Origin of the sequence: Mycolicibacter arupensis, from assembly GCF_002086515.1 — a bacterium.
Lineage (GTDB): Bacteria > Actinomycetota > Actinomycetes > Mycobacteriales > Mycobacteriaceae > Mycobacterium > Mycobacterium arupense.
Genome location: NZ_MVHH01000008.1, coordinates 21,866 through 36,741 on the forward strand (window position 1 = coordinate 21,866; position 14,876 = coordinate 36,741).

Annotated in this window: 12 protein-coding genes; 3 read left to right on the top strand and 9 right to left on the bottom strand. The window is 70.7% G+C overall.

Annotated elements, in window-relative coordinates:
• Nucleotides 1-33: 33 nt before the first annotated feature.
• From BST15_RS05945 to pheS, 3 genes are all read right to left on the bottom strand, one after another.
• Entirely contained in the window at nucleotides 34-1,482 is a 1,449-nt protein-coding gene (locus BST15_RS05945) for a dihydrolipoyl dehydrogenase family protein (protein WP_046190859.1), read from the bottom strand.
• Between the two features lie 164 nt (nucleotides 1,483-1,646).
• Nucleotides 1,647-4,130 carry a phenylalanine--tRNA ligase subunit beta gene (gene pheT / locus BST15_RS05950; RefSeq protein ID WP_046686455.1) on the bottom strand — a complete coding sequence of 828 codons (2,484 nt, stop codon included), beginning with the start codon at nucleotides 4,128-4,130 and terminating at the stop codon, nucleotides 1,647-1,649.
• The gene (pheS, locus tag BST15_RS05955) at nucleotides 4,130-5,182 is read right to left on the bottom strand and encodes a phenylalanine--tRNA ligase subunit alpha (RefSeq protein WP_046191463.1); all 1,053 of its coding nucleotides are present in this window, start codon (nucleotides 5,180-5,182) and stop codon (nucleotides 4,130-4,132) included. Before pheS ends, pheT begins: the two co-directional genes overlap by 1 nt.
• A gap of 217 nt (nucleotides 5,183-5,399) precedes the next feature.
• Between pheS and BST15_RS05960 the strand changes: the two genes are divergently transcribed.
• Both BST15_RS05960 and BST15_RS05965 read left to right on the top strand, forming a co-directional pair.
• Nucleotides 5,400-5,675, top strand: coding sequence for a type II toxin-antitoxin system Phd/YefM family antitoxin (locus tag BST15_RS05960; RefSeq protein WP_046191462.1), 276 nt, complete (start codon nucleotides 5,400-5,402; stop codon nucleotides 5,673-5,675).
• Nucleotides 5,672-5,929 (top strand): Txe/YoeB family addiction module toxin, encoded by a 258-nt coding sequence (locus BST15_RS05965; protein ID WP_046191461.1) that lies wholly within the window; start codon nucleotides 5,672-5,674, stop codon nucleotides 5,927-5,929. The genes BST15_RS05960 and BST15_RS05965 overlap by 4 nt, the downstream gene beginning before the upstream one ends.
• Nucleotides 5,930-5,993: 64 nt before the next feature.
• Here the strand turns inward: BST15_RS05965 and BST15_RS23020 are convergent, their stop codons facing one another.
• Together BST15_RS23020 and BST15_RS05980 are read right to left on the bottom strand one after the other, a co-directional pair.
• Nucleotides 5,994-10,121, bottom strand: a complete 4,128-nt coding sequence (locus tag BST15_RS23020; RefSeq protein ID WP_165757106.1) for a PGRS repeat-containing protein — start codon at nucleotides 10,119-10,121, stop codon at nucleotides 5,994-5,996.
• A 142-nt stretch (nucleotides 10,122-10,263) separates the two neighbouring features.
• Nucleotides 10,264-11,169, bottom strand: coding sequence for an adenylate/guanylate cyclase domain-containing protein (locus tag BST15_RS05980; protein ID WP_083070854.1), 906 nt, complete (start codon nucleotides 11,167-11,169; stop codon nucleotides 10,264-10,266).
• Nucleotides 11,170-11,324: 155 nt separating this feature from the next.
• Here BST15_RS05980 and BST15_RS05985 point away from each other — a divergent pair, with 155 nt between their 5' ends.
• A complete protein-coding gene (locus BST15_RS05985; RefSeq protein WP_046188966.1) occupies nucleotides 11,325-12,443 on the top strand; it encodes an oxygenase MpaB family protein in 1,119 nt (372 codons plus the stop codon).
• On the opposite strand, the gene BST15_RS05990 is transcribed toward BST15_RS05985, so the two are convergent.
• From BST15_RS05990 to infC, 4 genes are read right to left on the bottom strand one after another with little or no spacing between them, the layout of a single operon-like run.
• Nucleotides 12,440-13,222, bottom strand: coding sequence for a TrmH family RNA methyltransferase (locus BST15_RS05990; RefSeq protein WP_046188965.1), 783 nt, complete (start codon nucleotides 13,220-13,222; stop codon nucleotides 12,440-12,442). The genes BST15_RS05985 and BST15_RS05990 overlap by 4 nt on opposite strands.
• A 14-nt stretch (nucleotides 13,223-13,236) precedes the next feature.
• Complete coding sequence (rplT, locus tag BST15_RS05995) at nucleotides 13,237-13,626, bottom strand: 50S ribosomal protein L20 (RefSeq protein WP_046188964.1); 390 nt, start codon at nucleotides 13,624-13,626, stop codon at nucleotides 13,237-13,239.
• Nucleotides 13,627-13,682: 56 nt separating this feature from the next.
• Nucleotides 13,683-13,877 carry a 50S ribosomal protein L35 gene (rpmI, locus tag BST15_RS06000; RefSeq protein WP_046188963.1) on the bottom strand — a complete coding sequence of 65 codons (195 nt, stop codon included), beginning with the start codon at nucleotides 13,875-13,877 and terminating at the stop codon, nucleotides 13,683-13,685.
• Between the two features lie 26 nt (nucleotides 13,878-13,903).
• Nucleotides 13,904-14,557, bottom strand: coding sequence for a translation initiation factor IF-3 (gene infC / locus BST15_RS06005; RefSeq protein ID WP_083070863.1), 654 nt, complete (start codon nucleotides 14,555-14,557; stop codon nucleotides 13,904-13,906).
• Nucleotides 14,558-14,876: the final 319 nt, after the last annotated feature.

The following is a 14,876-nucleotide window of genomic DNA, read 5'->3' on the forward strand; positions in this document are numbered from 1 at the left end:
CAAGTGTGCACGCTCGCCGATGCGGACCGGCAGTCAGGCTGAGCCGGAATCCCGGTAGGCCTCCAGCAGCCGCAACCACACCTCGCTGATGGTCGGAAAGCACGGCACCGCATGCCACAGCCGGCTGATGGGAACCTGACCCGCCACGGCGACGGTGGCCGAATGCAGCAGGTCGGCCACGCCCGGCCCCACGAACGTGACCCCGAGCAGCAGTTCGCTGTCGGTGTCGACCACCATGCGTGCCCGGCCGCGGTAGCCGTCGGCATGCAACTTGGCGCCCATCACCGCCTCACCGATCTCCACGTCCACCACCTGAATGCGGTGACCGGCCTGCTCGGCCTCCGCAGCGGACAGGCCGACCGCGGCCGCCTCGGGATCGGTGAAGAACACCTGGGGCACGGCGTGGTGATCGGCGGTGGCCGCGTGCTTGCCCCAGGGCGCGGTGTCCAGCGGGGTTCCGGCCGCGCGGGCGCCGATCGCGTCGCCGGCGATGCGCGCCTGGTATTTGCCCTCATGGGTCAGCAGCGCCCGGTGGTTGGCGTCGCCGCAGGCATAGAGCCAGCCGTCCTCGACCGCCCGCACTCGGCAGGTGTCGTCCACCTCCAGCCAGTCGCCGGGACGCAGGCCGACCGTCTGGAGCCCGATGTCGTCGGTCAGTGGAGTGCGTCCCGTCGCGAACAGGATCTCGTCGACGTCGAGTGCACTGCCGTCGGTCAGTTCCAGGCGCACCGGCCCGCTCGCATCGGGGCGAGCCAGCCGTGCGACGGAGACACCGGTGCGTACGTCGACGCCGGCATCGGCCAGCCCGCGGGCCACGTATTCGCCGACGAACGGCTCCATCCGCGGCAGTAGCCCCGATCCGCGTACCAGCAGGGTCACCGCTGAGCCCAGACCCTGCCAGGCGGTGGCCATCTCGACGCCCACGCCGCCGGCACCCACGACAGCCAAGCGCTTGGGAACCGAGATGGCTTCGGTGGCTTCGCGATTGGTCCACGGCCGGGCCTCAGCCATGCCGGGCAGATCCGGCAGCGCCGCTCGGGTTCCGGTGCAGACCACGACGGCGTGCCGAGCGGTCAGCGTCACCTCGCCCTCGGAACTGGTGACCACCACGCGTTTCGGCCCGTCCAGGCGGCCGTGGCCGCGCACCAGGGTCACGCCGATCGCGCTGAGCCAGTCCACCTGCCCGGAGTCATCCCAGTCGCCCACATAGTGATTGCGGCGCCCGAAGACCGCGGCGGCGTCGATCGGGGAACTGAGCGCTTCACGAGCGCCGGCCACCCGGCGGGCGTCATCGAGGGCCAGCACGGGGCGCAGCAGGGCCTTGCTGGGCACACAGGCCCAGTAGGAACATTCGCCGCCGATCAGTTCACGTTCCACGATCGCCACCGTCAACCCGGCCGCACGAGCCCGGTCGGCGACGTTCTCCCCGACCGGTCCAGCTCCTAGTACGACGACGTCAACGGTGTGGGCCTGCTGCGTCATATGTCGGGATTCCTCTCGGCCGGAGTGTCAGTCCAGCATGCCCGAGCAGCGCCGTTCGCGATAGACGGCGAGTGTGCGCAGTTGTACGCGCGGCACGGCGCGTGTCGGCGGGCAGACACGCTCCCCCGCAAGCGGGAGGTGCCCCCAGCTCGCGGAAAAGAACGCTACCCCCGCAGGGCGGCGCCCACCTGCTCTCCGGCGCGGGCGACGGCGGCGTCGCGGGCGGCGCTGGCCTCGTCCTCAGTCAGCGTGCGATCGGCGGCCCGGAAGCGCAGTGCGAACGCCAGGGATTTGCGCCCCTCACCGACCTGCGGGCCGGTGTAGACGTCGAACAGGGCGATGTCCTCCAGCAGCTCGCCGGCGCCCTCGCGTACCGCGTCGGCCACCGACTGAGCGGTCACCTTCTCCTCGACCACCAGGGCCAGGTCCTGGAACACCGCGGGGAACGGCGACACCCGGGGTGCCGGCAGCGCGGTGGTCACCGGAATGGCGTCCAGGTCCAGCTCGACGGCACAGGTGCCCTTGGGCAGGCCGGCACGTTCGATGACGGCCGGGTGCAGTTGCCCGGCGTGCCCGATCACGGTGTCGCCGACCAGCACCTCGGCGCAGCGGCCGGGGTGCCACGGCAGCTGGGCGGCCGAGCGCAAGGTCACCTCGACGCCGCTGGCGCGGGCGATCACCCGTGCCGCCTCGATGGCATCGGCGGCTTCGACGGGCCGCCCCGGCCCCCACGGTCCGCGGGGTTCGGCCAGGCCGGTCAGCGCCACCGCGATGTGCAACGGCTGGCGCGGCAGGGCCGCGTCGATCCCGGCGATCTCGGCATCGGTCGGGCGCCGGGCAGCGGTGACGGCCGGGAACTCAGCCGGGCCCGCCGACTGCACCACCTGGGCGATGGCGAACAGCGCGACATCACTCATGCCACGGGACACGTTGCGGTTCAAGGCTTCCAGCAGACCGGGCAGCAGGGTGCTGGCCAGCTGGGGCCGGTCGGACTCCAGCGGGTTGAGCACCGAGACGGTGTTACGGCGCGGGTCGTCGTCGGCCAGGCCCCAGGTGTCGAATACCCCGGCGGGCAGGAACGGCGAGCCGAGCACCTCGACGTAGCCGGCCAGGGCCAGCGACTTGCCGATGGCGCGACGCCGGCGCTGGGTGGGGGTCAGCCCGCGCCCGGCCGGCGCGGCGGGCAGCACCGACGGGATGGACTCCAGGCCCTCAAGCCGCAGCACTTCCTCGACCAGGTCGGCGGGCTGGCGCAGGTCCTGCCGCCAGCTCGGTGGCGTGACGGTCAACGTGTCGCCCGCGATCGCCACCTCGCAGCCGATCTGGGTCAGCCGCCGCACGGTGGTGCCCTCGGGGTAGCTCACCCCGGCGGTGCGGTCCGGCAGGTCGGCGGCGATCTCCACGGCCGCCGGGTTCCAGTGCTGCACAGGCGGGTCGCCGCGCCAGTCGGTCAGCCCGGTCCCGATGACTCCCCCGGCGATGTCGGCCAGCAGCCTCGCGCAGCGGTCCAGTACGGCCACCGAGATGGCCGGGTCTACGGAGCGTTCGTAGCGCCGGGCGGCCTCGCTGGGCAGGTGCAGCCGCCGTGCGGTCCGCGACACCGCCGCCGGATCCCAGATCGCGGCTTCCAGCAGCACATCGGTGGAATCGTCGCGCATTTCGGTGCTGCCCGAGCCCATGACGCCGCCGATGGCCGCGGTGGCGACGTCGTCGACGATCAACACGTCACCGGGCTCCAGCGTGCGTTCGATGTCATCGAGCGTGGTGACGGTCTCGCCGTCGCGGGCGAAGCGCACGTCGAATCCGCCGCTGATACGCGCCCGGTCGTGGGCGTGCATGGGGTGGCCGAGTTCGACCATGACGTAGTTGGTGGCGTCGACGGCCGGGGAGATCGCGCGGATGCCGCACAGTGCGAGGCGGCGTTGCAGCCACCACGGCGAAACCGCCGCGGGGTCGATCCCGGTGACGCTGCGCAGCGCGAAGCGGCGGACTCCGGTGTCCGGCTGAACGGTCAGCGGCCACGCTTCGCCGTCGGCGGGCAGGGCGGCGACGTCGGCCGGGTCGGCGAAGTCCAGGTCCAGGGCGCAGGCCAGGTCGCGCGCCAGGCCCCGCACCGACATGCAGTAGCCACGGTCGGGCGTGATCGCCAGCTCATAGACCACATCGTCGAGGCCCAGCACCTCGTGAGCGTCGGCGCCCGGCTGCGCGGTACGGGCCGGCAGCACCAGGATGCCGGAGTGATCGGTGCTCAGCCGCAGTTCGGAGGCCGAGCAGATCATCCCGTCGGAGGTGCGCCCGTAGGTCTTGCGGGTGGCGATCGTGAAGTCGCCGGGCAGCACCGCGCCGGGCAGAGCCACCACCACCAGGTCGCCGACGGCGAAGTTGGTTGCGCCACAGACGATGTCGCGCAGATCGGGTTCGCCGACGTCCACCCGGCAGGCCCGGATCGGCTTCTTGAACTCGGTGAGTTCCTCGATCTCGGCTACCCGGCCCACTGTCAGCGGTCCGGTCACCGGCCCCAGGGTGTGCACGCCTTCGACTTCGTGGCCGATCCGCAGCAGCGCCTGCTCCAGCTCCTCGGCGGTGATGTCGAAGCCCGGCGCGCCGGCGATCAGGGTCTCGCGCAGCCAGCTGTAGGGAATACGCATCAGGCACCCACTCCGAACGGCAGGGAGAATCGGACATCGCCTTCGACCATGTCGCGCATGTCGGGGATTCCGTTGCGGAACTGCAGGGTTCGCTCTAGGCCCATGCCGAACGCGAAGCCGGAGTACTCGGCCGGGTCGATGCCCACCGCGCGCAGCACGTTGGGGTGCACCATCCCGCAGCCGCCCCATTCCACCCAGCCGGGCCCGCCCTTCTTGCCCTCGAACCAGATGTCGACCTCGGCCGACGGCTCGGTGAACGGGAAGAAGTGCGGCCGGATGCGCGTCTTGGCGGCCGGCCCGAACTCCGACTGAGCGAAGGCGTCCAAGGTGCCGCGCAGGTGCGCCATGGTCAGGCCGCGATCCACGGCCAGCCCCTCCACCTGGTGGAACACCGGGGTGTGGGTGGCATCGAGTTCGTCGGTGCGGAAGGTGCGGCCGATCGAGACGACGTAGACCGGCAACTCGCGGGCCAGCAGCGCCCGGATCTGCACCGGGGAGGTGTGGGTGCGCAGCAGCTGACGCGATCCGGGCGGGGCGATGTGGAAGGTGTCCTGATCGCTGCGCGCGGGGTGGTCGACCGGGAAGTTCAGCGCGTCGAAGTTGAAGTGCTCGGCCTCCACCTCGGGGCCTTCGGCCAGTTCCCAGCCCATCGCGATGAAGGTGTCGGCGACGTGTTCGGCCAGCATGGTGATCGGGTGACGGGCGCCGACGGGCTTACGGGCCGAGGGCAGGGTGACGTCGATGCTCTCCGCGGCCAGCACCGCGGCGTCACGTTCGGCACGCAGCTCCCCCAGGCGCTCGTCGTAGGCCTGCTGGGCCTGTGTCCGGACGGCATTGACGCGCTTGCCGGCGTCGGCGCGCTCGGACTTGTCCAGTTTGGCCAGCGCCTGGCGGGCCAGCGCCAGCGGCGCACGGTCACCGAGGTGCTCGGTTTTGGCCTGCGCCAGCGCGTCCAAGTCGGCGGCTGCGGCGAACGCGGCCTGCGCCGCCTGCAGGGCTGCGGTCAGGGTCGAGTCGGAGACGACGGAGGGGTCGACTGGTTGTTCGCCCACGCGACGGGACTCTCCTTGCTGACTGGGTTGAATCGGGTCCGGTTCGAGGTCAATCCGGGGTGCCCGGGCCGGTACGACGGCCGGTCCAGATCATATCGACAGCGACGCGGCGCACCACAGTGAGCCGTGCGTCAACAGACAAGACATCGCCGCGCGACGATCAAACCGTACAATAGCCGTACCGTAAACTTGTACCGTTCTAGGTCAGGGGTCCACCATGTCCATCAGTGCAAGCGAAGCCCGCAAGCAGCTGTTCCCGCTGCTGGAGCAGGTCAACACAGACCACCAGCCGGTGCGCATCACCTCGCGCGCGGGGGATGCCGTGCTGATGTCTGCCGACGATTACGACTCCTGGCAGGAGACGGTCTATCTGTTGCGGTCCCCAGAAAATGCGCGGCGGCTGATGGAGGCCGTCGCCCGCGACCGGCAGGGACAGGCCACACCGACCACGTCGATTGAGACGCTGCGGGAGCTGGCCGGCGGCGAGGCATGAGGGAAATCAGATTCGATGCCGCAGCCTGGGAGGACTTCCAATTCTGGCTCGGCTCCGATCTGAAGATCGCTCGTCGCATCGTCAGGCTGATCGCGGAGATCCAACGTGATCCGTTCACCGGGATCGGCAAACCCGAGCCACTGAAGGGCGAATTGTCCGGCTACGGGTCGCGTCGCATCGACGACCAACACCGGCTCGTCTACCGGGCCAACGACGACGAGGTCAAGATCCTCAAGGCCCGCTACCACTACTGACTGCGCCACCTCGGTGGCAGCGAAAAGCCCCGCACGTGGTGTGCGGGGCTCTTCGCCTGCGGGTTTAGCTGCTGGGCGCCTTGGCCTCGGCCCCGGCGCCGCCGGCGCCGCCGGCGGTCCCGTTGGTGTCGGTGGGCGTGGGCGCCTTGACGCCGGCCCCACCGGCCACGCTGCCGGCCTTACCGCCGGTGCCGCCGGTGCCGCCGGCACCACCCTTGATGGTGCCCACACCGTCGCCGCCGGCACCGCCCTTGCCTCCAGCGCCGCCGTCTTCGGTGGTGGTGGTGCTGGTGCTGCTGCCGCCCGCACCACCGGCGCCACCGGCGCCGACCTGGACGACCGCTCCATTGGTGGGTGCGGTGCCGCCGCCGGTCAGTTTGCCGCCGTTACCGCCGTCGCCGCCGATACCGCCCTTGCCGCTGGTGCTGTTGCCGCCCGCTCCGCCGGCCCCACCGGCCTGGGCGCGCCAGCTGCCGCCGCCGCTGTCGCCGCCGTCACCGCCAGCGCCACCGGCGCCGGTGGTTCCGGTGCCGCCGGAGCCACCGGCTCCACCGGTGCCGCCGGAGCCGAACTTGTTGCCGCCGCTGATGCCGCTCACACCGTTGCCGCCGTCACCACCGGCACCGCCGGTCACGCCGTTGCCACCGGCGCCGCCCTTGCCACCGCTGCCGCCGAAGCCCAGGATCTGGCCCTTGCCGGCGATGTTGCCGTTGACGTCGTTCCAGCCGGAGGCCGTGTTGCCTTCGCCACCCTTGCCGCCTGCGCCTCCCTCACCGTTGGCGCTGGCGCCGCCGGCGCCGCCGGACCCACCGGAACCACCGGTGATGACCCCGGCCCCGCCGTTGCCGCCGTTGCCACCCAAACCGCCATCGCCGCTGTCGGCGGCGTCCTTACCGCTATTGGCCGCAGCCCCGCCGGCGCCGCCATTTCCACCGGCACCGCCCCAGATCACGCGGGAACCGGCGTCGCTGGCGGCGGCACCGCCGTCACCGCCGTTGCCGCCCGCACCGGCATCACCCTTGACGGACGCCCCGCCGGCGCCACCGGCGCCACCGGCACCGGAGACACCCAGGATAGTGCCGGAGGCGAACTTGTTGGTGAAGCCGTCCAGGCCCCAGGTGCCGTCGGACTTCCAGCCCAGCGCGATGCCGCCCTTGCCACCAGTGCCACCATCGCCGCCGTCGCCGGTGCCGGTAGCGGCACCGCCCTTGCCGCCGACGCCGCCGGTGCCGCCGGCGAGCGTGCCGGAGTTACCGTCACCACCTTCGCCGCCCTTGCCCCCGTCGCCGCCACCGTTACCGGCGCCGCCGTTACCACCCGCGCCGCCGTTGCCGCCCTTGTTCGCGACACTGAGGTCGATCTCGGCGGGCTTGTACGCATCTCCGCCGTTGCCACCATCGCCGCCGCTGCCGGAGACGCTGCCGCCCGCACCGCCGTTACCGCCGGCGCCACCATTGCCGCCGGTTGCCGGGTTCGGGTCAGGGAGTGCCTTGCCGTCCGCTTCGCCCCAGGGCGCTTCCGGATCGCCGTTACCGGCGTAGTAGCCACCGCCATTGCCGCCGGTACCGCCGTCGCCGTGGGTGCCGCCGGATCCGCCGTCACCGCCGGCGCCGCCGTTCGGGTGCAGGACCCCGTCGCTGTTCGCGCCGACACCGCCGTTGCCGCCCTTGGCCGTGCCGAAAACTCCGGATCCGTCCGCGCCCTTGCCGCCCGCCACACCACCGCTGCCGCCGGTGCCCGCAACGCCGACGGCGCCACCCTTGCCCCCGGCGCCACCGTCACCGGCGTTACCGCCCTTGCCGCCCGAGCCGAAGCCGTATTGGCCCTTGCTCTCCCAGTCACCGGCGGCGCCATTCGCCCCGTTGCCGCCCGCGCCGCCGGCACCGCCGGTGCCGCCATCGCCGCCATTGCCGTTGACACCCACGGTGCCGCTTACCGAGGCGCCGCCATTGCCGCCGGCGCCACCGGCGCCGCCGTCGAAGCCCGTGCCGCCCTTGCCGCCGTTACCGCCGGCACCGCTGTTGACACCGGCTTGAGCAGCAGCACCGGCCTCGCCTTGTTTGCCCGCGGCGCCGTTGCCACCGTCGCCGCCGAGGCCGCCGTTGCCGCCGTTACCCGATACGGAGGCACCGCCGTTGCCGCCTACGCCGCCCTTGCCGCCGACGCCGAAGGTGCTGTCTGCGCCGTCGCCGCCATAGCCACCGTTACCGCCGTTTCCGGTGGTCGCAGCGCCGCCGTTGCCACCCGCACCACCGTTGCCGCCGTCGTGGCCGTCGGCGCCATTACCGCCGTTACCGCCGTTGAGGTGGCTGCCGTCGGCCGCAGCGCCATTACCGCCCGACCCGCCGTTACTGGCCTGGGTCGGCTGACCGTTGCCGTCGAGACCTTCTTCACCCTTGTAGTCGCCCGTGCCGCCACCGGCACCACCCTGACCGGCCGCGCCGACGCCGCCAGCCTGGCCGCCGTCGCCGCCGGCCCCATCCAGGCCACCTGAGCCGTTGGCACCCCAGACGCCCGCCGCGCCGGTGCCACCGTCACCGCCCGCACCAACGGCGCCGCCGTTGCCGCCCCGGCCGCCGATGCCGTCCGTGCCGGCCTTGCCCACCTCGTTGTCCGCGTGAAGTGCGCCGCCCTTACCGCCCGCGCCGCCGACGCCGCCGTCAAAGCCATTGCCGCCCTTACCGCCGGTACCGCCCGCTCCGTTGTTGACACCGGAGACACCGGCGGATCCGGCGCTGCCCTTGAGGCCGTCGTGTCCGGCCCCGCCGACACCACCTACGCCGCCGGCGCCGCCATTGCCCGCTTCGGAGCCACTGACACCACCGGCGCCGCCGAGACCACCCGCACCGCCCGTGGCGCCCGCGTACGTCCCGCTGAGCCCACCGGCACCGCCGGTACCGCCGGCGCCACCGTTGCCGGTCTCGTCGCCGTCGCCACCGATGCCACCGTTGCCTCCAGCGCCGGCACTGTGGGTCGCGTCGCCGGCACCGCCGGCACCGCCCGTACCGCCGGCGCCGCCGTTTCCGTCCTCAACGCCGGCGCCACCATTGCCACCGTTACCACCGCTACCCGCGGCATTGCCGCCCACGGCGTCCATGCCGGCACCGCCGGTACCGCCCTTGCCGCCGGCACCGTAGATGGTGCTGTCTGCACCGTCGGCGCCCTTGATGCCCAGCGTCCCGCCGAGGCCGCCGGTACCGCCCTCGCCGCCGATGCCGCCGACGCCGCCAGTGCCCCCATTGCCGCCGTTGAGGTTGTCCTCATCACCGGCCGCACCGGTACCGCCCTCGCCGCCAATACCGCCGGCACCGCCCTTACCGCCGGCACCGCCGGTGCCGAACAGGGAACCGGCGGCCGAGCCGCCGTTGCCGCCACTGCCGCCGCTCAGACCGTCGCCGCCATTGCCACCGATACCCAGGCCTCCGTCCAACCAGGTACCGGTGAGCCCCACAGTGCCGGCTAGGCCCGCGCCACCGTCGCCGCCCGCGCCACCGACGCCGAACAGCCAGCCCAGGCCGGCGCCACCGTCACCACCGTCGCCGCCCAGCCCGCCGGCACCACCGGCGCCTCCGAAGCCCATGATCAGGCCGCCGGCGCCACCGTCGCCACCGTCCGCACCGAGTCCACCCGCGCCACCGTCGCCACCGTCGCCGAACCAGCCGGCGGCACCACCCACGCCGCCGGCGATACCGTCGGCGCCGTCGAAGCCATCGCCACCGTTACCGAACCAGAGACCGCCGGCGCCGCCGTTGATGCTCTCGGCCGTGCCGTCGGCGCCGTTGCCGATGAACATCTGGCCGGCCGGTGCCCACGCGTTGATCGCGTCGATGATCCAGGCGTTGGACGAATTGTCGATCCACGACTCCATGGCCGTCTGGAAGGGCTGGTAGATCAGCGCGTTGAAGACCAGCGTCCAGTCAAACGCGGTGGTGTCGACGGCCATGCCCGGCTCGGCTGACCAGCCGTTGAACCACGAGCTGATGTCCCAGGCATTGCTGTCCCAGCCGGTAGACGTGTCTGTGATCGGGGTGAACAGGTCATTGAACCAGTCGAAGTCCCAGTCAGCGCGCGCCTCAGGTGCTCCGGCCAGCGGGGCGATGCCGAAGGCCAGGAACGCCGCTACCGAGCCGCCCGCGCCCACCAGCCGATTCGTCTTACGGCGGTTGTTCCGACGCTGCTGCCCACCTGACATGATTCCCCGCTTCTGCGTTAAGGCGACCTGTGTAAACCGGCCAAATAGTTACCTTGCTCACCGCAGGGTATTCCAAGGAACGGGGTTCATCCACTCGTAGGAACCCAGCTGACCGGGTCACACGGTGGTTAACGGCACGTAATCAATCACTGGCCGGGGGGCTCTGGCGAACTGCCTTGAGGCGATACATCATCAGATCCGCCGGGACGCCGCTGGTCTTGGCCGCGAGCACCTGACGGCGCGCCCGCTTGGCAACCACTCCCAGCTCCGCGAGCGCGGCCGGATCGATGCGTTCCAGCGTCGGCCCGGACACCACGATGCCGCCCTTGATGGCGCGCTCCATGACACGCGCGGCGATGTTGACGTCGACACCGAGCCAGTCGTCGGCCAGCCGCTGTGGCCGGCCGGTGTGAATGCCGGCCCGCATCCGCGGAGTGTGCCCGTTGACCTCAACCTCGGCGATAGCCTCCTGGGCCTCAAGGACTGCGGCCACGGCCACCAACGGGTCGCGGAACACCGCCATCAGGCCGTCGCCCATGCGCTTGACTATGCGACCGCCGGCGTCCAGCAGCGGCGGCTCGATGGCCCGCGAAACCCGCCGCAGCAGGGTGAGGGTGGCGTCGTCGCCGGACTGCAGCGACCACGTCGAGAAGCCGACCAGATCGGTGAAGACCAGCGTCGCCTCGGCATTGCCCGGCACCCGCGACATCCGCTGGGTCAGGGCCTGCCAGACCTGCAAGGCACCCAGGCTCACCTCACGCGAGGCCGCCGAGCGATCCCCCATCAGCCGGTCCGCCGCCCGCGCCGCGGTCTGCGGTCCGCCCTCGCCGGCCGTCGACAGGGGGTCGCCGAACTCGGGATCACCGGGCAACACCCGGCGCACCCGCCGGACCATCTCGACGATCCGCACGTCGTTGGTAGTGCGGTTCAGCCAGGCCGCCGCCTCGTCCAAAGAGAACGGAGCGCGGCGGGGCGGGCTGGCCTGGTCGGGCATTTCCACCGCCTCCCCGAGCCCTGCAGCCTGCCGGGGGGCCGGCTCGAGGTCCATGCAGCTCAGCGTAATTGGCTCTGCGCGACACCGGCAACGACGCAGTCCGTGGTGCACGCCACGATCGCCGCTTTCCGTGCGACGCGCCACAGCAGATGTAGACAACGACCGTTGTCACAATTATCGTAGTTTCAGGTTCCCAGACAGGAGACGTGATGTCCGTTACGCCCACCGCGTCCGTTGAGCAGGCTTCACAGTCGGCCGAGGAAAGTGCCCCCAGCGCCGCGCCGGCCGCCCCCAAGCCGGCACCGGCCGTGGAGCCGCTGAACTCCGAATCGCTGACCTGGAAATACTTCGGCGACCTGCGCACCGGCATCATGGGCATCTGGATCGGCGCCATCGAGAACATGTACCCCGGCCTGGGCGCCGGCGTCACCGAGCACTCCAGCATCTTGAGCGAGCCGATGCAGCGGGTGACGCGATCGGTGTACCCCATCATGGGCGTGGTCTACGACGGCGCGCGCGCCCAGCACACCGGCTCCTCGATCCGCGACTACCACCGCGACATCAAGGGGACCGACGAGCAGGGCCGGCGCTACCACGCCCTGGACCCCGACACGTTCTACTGGGCCCACGCCACGTTCTTCATGCTGATCATCAAGCTCGCGGAGTACTTCGACGGCGGGCTGACCCTGGCCGAGAAGCGGCAGCTCTTCGACGAGCACGTGCAGTGGTACCGGATGTACGGCATGAGCATGCGCCCGGTGCCCAAGTCCTGGGAAGACTTCTGTGAGTACTGGGACCGCGTCTGCGAGGACGAGCTGGAGCTGACTCCGGCCGCACTCGACATCTTGAACATCAAGATCCCCAAGCCGTGGTTCGTCCCGATGCCCGACGCGGTGTGGCACCAGATGTTCAAGCCGGCCCTGGCCGCCCAGCGCTGGGTGGCAACGGGCCTGTTCGAGCCGGCGGTGCGCGAGAAGGCCGGCCTGCGCTGGTCGGAGAGCGACGAGGTGCTGCTGCGGCTGCTGGGCAAGGTCAGTCACCTGGCGTTCAGCGTGGTGCCCGACGAGATCCGGCTGCACCCGCGGGCACTTGCCGGCTACCGGCGTGAACAGGGCAAGATCCCCAGCGACACCCCGCCGATCGAAGCCCCGTGGTTCTCCGGTCCGCCGAAGCACCGGCGCCGCAGCGGTATGCACTACGTCCCGCCGGTCAGCCAGGGGATGAAGCTGGTGGAGCGGGCGGGCGCGCTGATGCACAGCACGTTCTCCCTGGCCGCCGGCAGTGGACTGACCCCGCGACCGCCGCGCCGCAAGCCCAAGGCCGCCTAAGCGCGGCGCTGGGCTCGCGCGCTCTGATAGAGGCAGATCGCTGCTGCCGCAGCAACATTGAGACTTTCGGCTCCGCCTGCCATCGGAATGTGCACCCGGTGGTGGGCGGCGGCTGCGGCCTCGGGCGGCAAGCCCTGAGCCTCCGGCCCGAACAGCCACGCTGTCGGTGCGGTCAGCACTGAGTCGGCGTCGTCCAGGCTCAGTTCGCCGTCCAGTGCCGTCGCCAGCACCTGCAGGCCCGCCTCCCCCAACGCCGTGAGCACGGCGGCCGTGTCGGCAGCAACCACCACCGGAACGTTGAAGATGCTGCCCGCCGACGACCGCAGGCATTTGCCGTTGTACGGATCGACGCTGTTGCCGGTCAGCACCACCAGGTCAGCCCCCGTGGCATCGGCAATACGGATGAGCGTGCCGGCATTGCCGGGTTCGCCGATGCCCACGGCCACGGCCACCAGGCGCGGCGCACCGTCGAGCGCTGCCTGCAGGTCGGCTTCGGTGTGCGTGCACACCGCGACCAGTCCTGCCGGGGTGACGGTGTCCGAGAGTGCTTTGGCGGCGCGGTCGGTCACCAGATGGACCGGAACCGGCGCGGAAGCCAGCAGTTGGTGATGTCGTTGCGCCGCCGATTCGGTGGCGAAGACCTCAAGGACGAGACCGCGAGAGATCGCGGCCTCGATCAGATTGGGCCCCTCGGCCAGGAAGCGCTGCTCGCGCTTCCTGGCCGCGTGCCGATGCAGTTTGACCGCCGCGACCACCCGGGCCGAACGTTCGGTCAGCATCGGCTCGGTTCGGGTCAGGCAGCCTCGCCGGAAGGCGCGTTCACGTCCTCGGGCAGCGCGGCCCGGGCGACCTCGACCAGGGCGGTGAAGGCAGCCGCGTCGCTGACGGCGATCTCGGCCAGGTTCTTGCGGTCCACCTCGACACCGGCGGCCTTGAGGCCCTGGATCAGCCGGTTGTACGTGATGTCGTTGGCGCGGGCCGCCGCGTTGATACGGGTGATCCACAGCTTGCGGAACTCACCCTTGCGGGCGCGGCGGTCGCGGTAGGCGTAGGTCAGGGAGTGGAGCTGCTGCTCTTTGGCCTTGCGGTACAGCCGCGACCGCTGGCCACGGTAACCCTTCGAAGCCTTGAGGACTGTACGACGCTTCTTTTGGGCGTTGACTGCGCGCTTCACGCGTGCCATGGGGTGTTCCTACTCTCGTTGGGCGTAAGGGGGTTGCAGTGCCGAAATGCGGCTGATCAGCCGTTCAGCATCGCGTTGACGCGCTTGGTGTCGCTGGCAGCCACCTCGGTGCGGCCGGCAAGGCGACGCATGCGCTTGCTCGGCTTGTGCTCGAGCAGGTGGCGGGCATTGGCCTTCTGCCGGACGATCTTGCCGGTTCCGGTACGACGGAACCGCTTCGAAGCGCCGCTGTGGGTTTTCGCCTTGGGCATGTTTCCTCAGTTCTGGTGTCGGGTGTTCAGTTCTCGTGCTGCGGCTCGGCCGCCTCCGCCGCGGGGGCGGTTGCGGGCGCGGGGTGAGCGCCTCCGCCGGCGTCTTCTGCCGCCTTGGCGCGGGTCTTCGCGCCACGGTGCGGTGCCAGCACCATCGTCATGTTGCGTCCGTCCTGCTTGGCGGAGGTCTCGACGAAGCCGTATTCGGCGACGTCGGCGCCCAGCCGCTGCAGCAGGCGGTAGCCGAGTTCGGGCCGGGACTGCTCACGGCCGCGGAACATGATGGTCACCTTGACCTTGGCCCCGGCTTCGAGGAAGCGGACCACGTGGCCCTTCTTCGTCGCATAGTCGTGGTCGTCGATCTTGGGACGCAGCTTCTGTTCCTTGACGACGGTCTGCTGCTGGTTCTTGCGAGACTCGCGCTCCTTCTGAGCCGCCTCGTACTTGTACTTGCCGTAGTCCATGATCTTGCAGACCGGCGGTTTGGCGGTCGGTGCGACTTCGACAAGGTCGAGATCGGCATCTGCGGCGACGCGAAGCGCATCTTCGATGCGCACGATCCCTACCTGTTCCCCGCCCGGGCCGATCAAACGAACCTCAGGTACGCGAATGCGCTCGTTGACGCGGATCTCAGTGCTGATGGGACCTCCTTGGGTAGTCTTCGGTCGCGGCCGCCGCAGTGCTCGTCCGGACGCAGCGGCGCTGAACCACCCACCAGCAAAAAAGCCCTGCACGAAGCAGGGCCCAATACCGACCGATCACGGCCTGAACAGCGTCAAGCCGTCTGCGCAGGGCGCAGAGCAGGCGGTTTGCACCGCCTGCGACCGGACCACTGAGCCTATTCGGCCAATGGTGGGAGGGAACTCCACTTGCTGTCCTGGCGTACGCCGGGACGGTCGCGTAAGGAAGTGTAGCAGCAGTTCAGCCCCACTTCTTCCCGGCAAACACGCCCACCGGCGATTCCTCACATACATTTCCAGGTTTTGCTGCTTATTCTCG

Bases quoted from the DNA above. Each gene is read 5' to 3' on its own strand.
- BST15_RS05945 (WP_046190859.1), bottom strand. From the start codon at position 1,482: ATGACGCAGCAGGCCCACACCGTTGACGTCGTCGTACTAGGAGCTGGA.
- pheT (WP_046686455.1), bottom strand. From the start codon at position 4,130: ATGCGTATTCCCTACAGCTGGCTGCGCGAGACCCTGATCGCCGGCGCG.
- BST15_RS05960 (WP_046191462.1), top strand. From the start codon at position 5,400: ATGTCCATCAGTGCAAGCGAAGCCCGCAAGCAGCTGTTCCCGCTGCTG.
- BST15_RS05965 (WP_046191461.1), top strand. From the start codon at position 5,672: ATGAGGGAAATCAGATTCGATGCCGCAGCCTGGGAGGACTTCCAATTC.
- BST15_RS23020 (WP_165757106.1), bottom strand. From the start codon at position 10,121: ATGTCAGGTGGGCAGCAGCGTCGGAACAACCGCCGTAAGACGAATCGG.
- BST15_RS05980 (WP_083070854.1), bottom strand. From the start codon at position 11,169: ATGGACCTCGAGCCGGCCCCCCGGCAGGCTGCAGGGCTCGGGGAGGCG.
- BST15_RS05985 (WP_046188966.1), top strand. From the start codon at position 11,325: ATGTCCGTTACGCCCACCGCGTCCGTTGAGCAGGCTTCACAGTCGGCC.
- BST15_RS05990 (WP_046188965.1), bottom strand. From the start codon at position 13,222: ATGCTGACCGAACGTTCGGCCCGGGTGGTCGCGGCGGTCAAACTGCAT.
- rplT (WP_046188964.1), bottom strand. From the start codon at position 13,626: ATGGCACGCGTGAAGCGCGCAGTCAACGCCCAAAAGAAGCGTCGTACA.
- rpmI (WP_046188963.1), bottom strand. From the start codon at position 13,877: ATGCCCAAGGCGAAAACCCACAGCGGCGCTTCGAAGCGGTTCCGTCGT.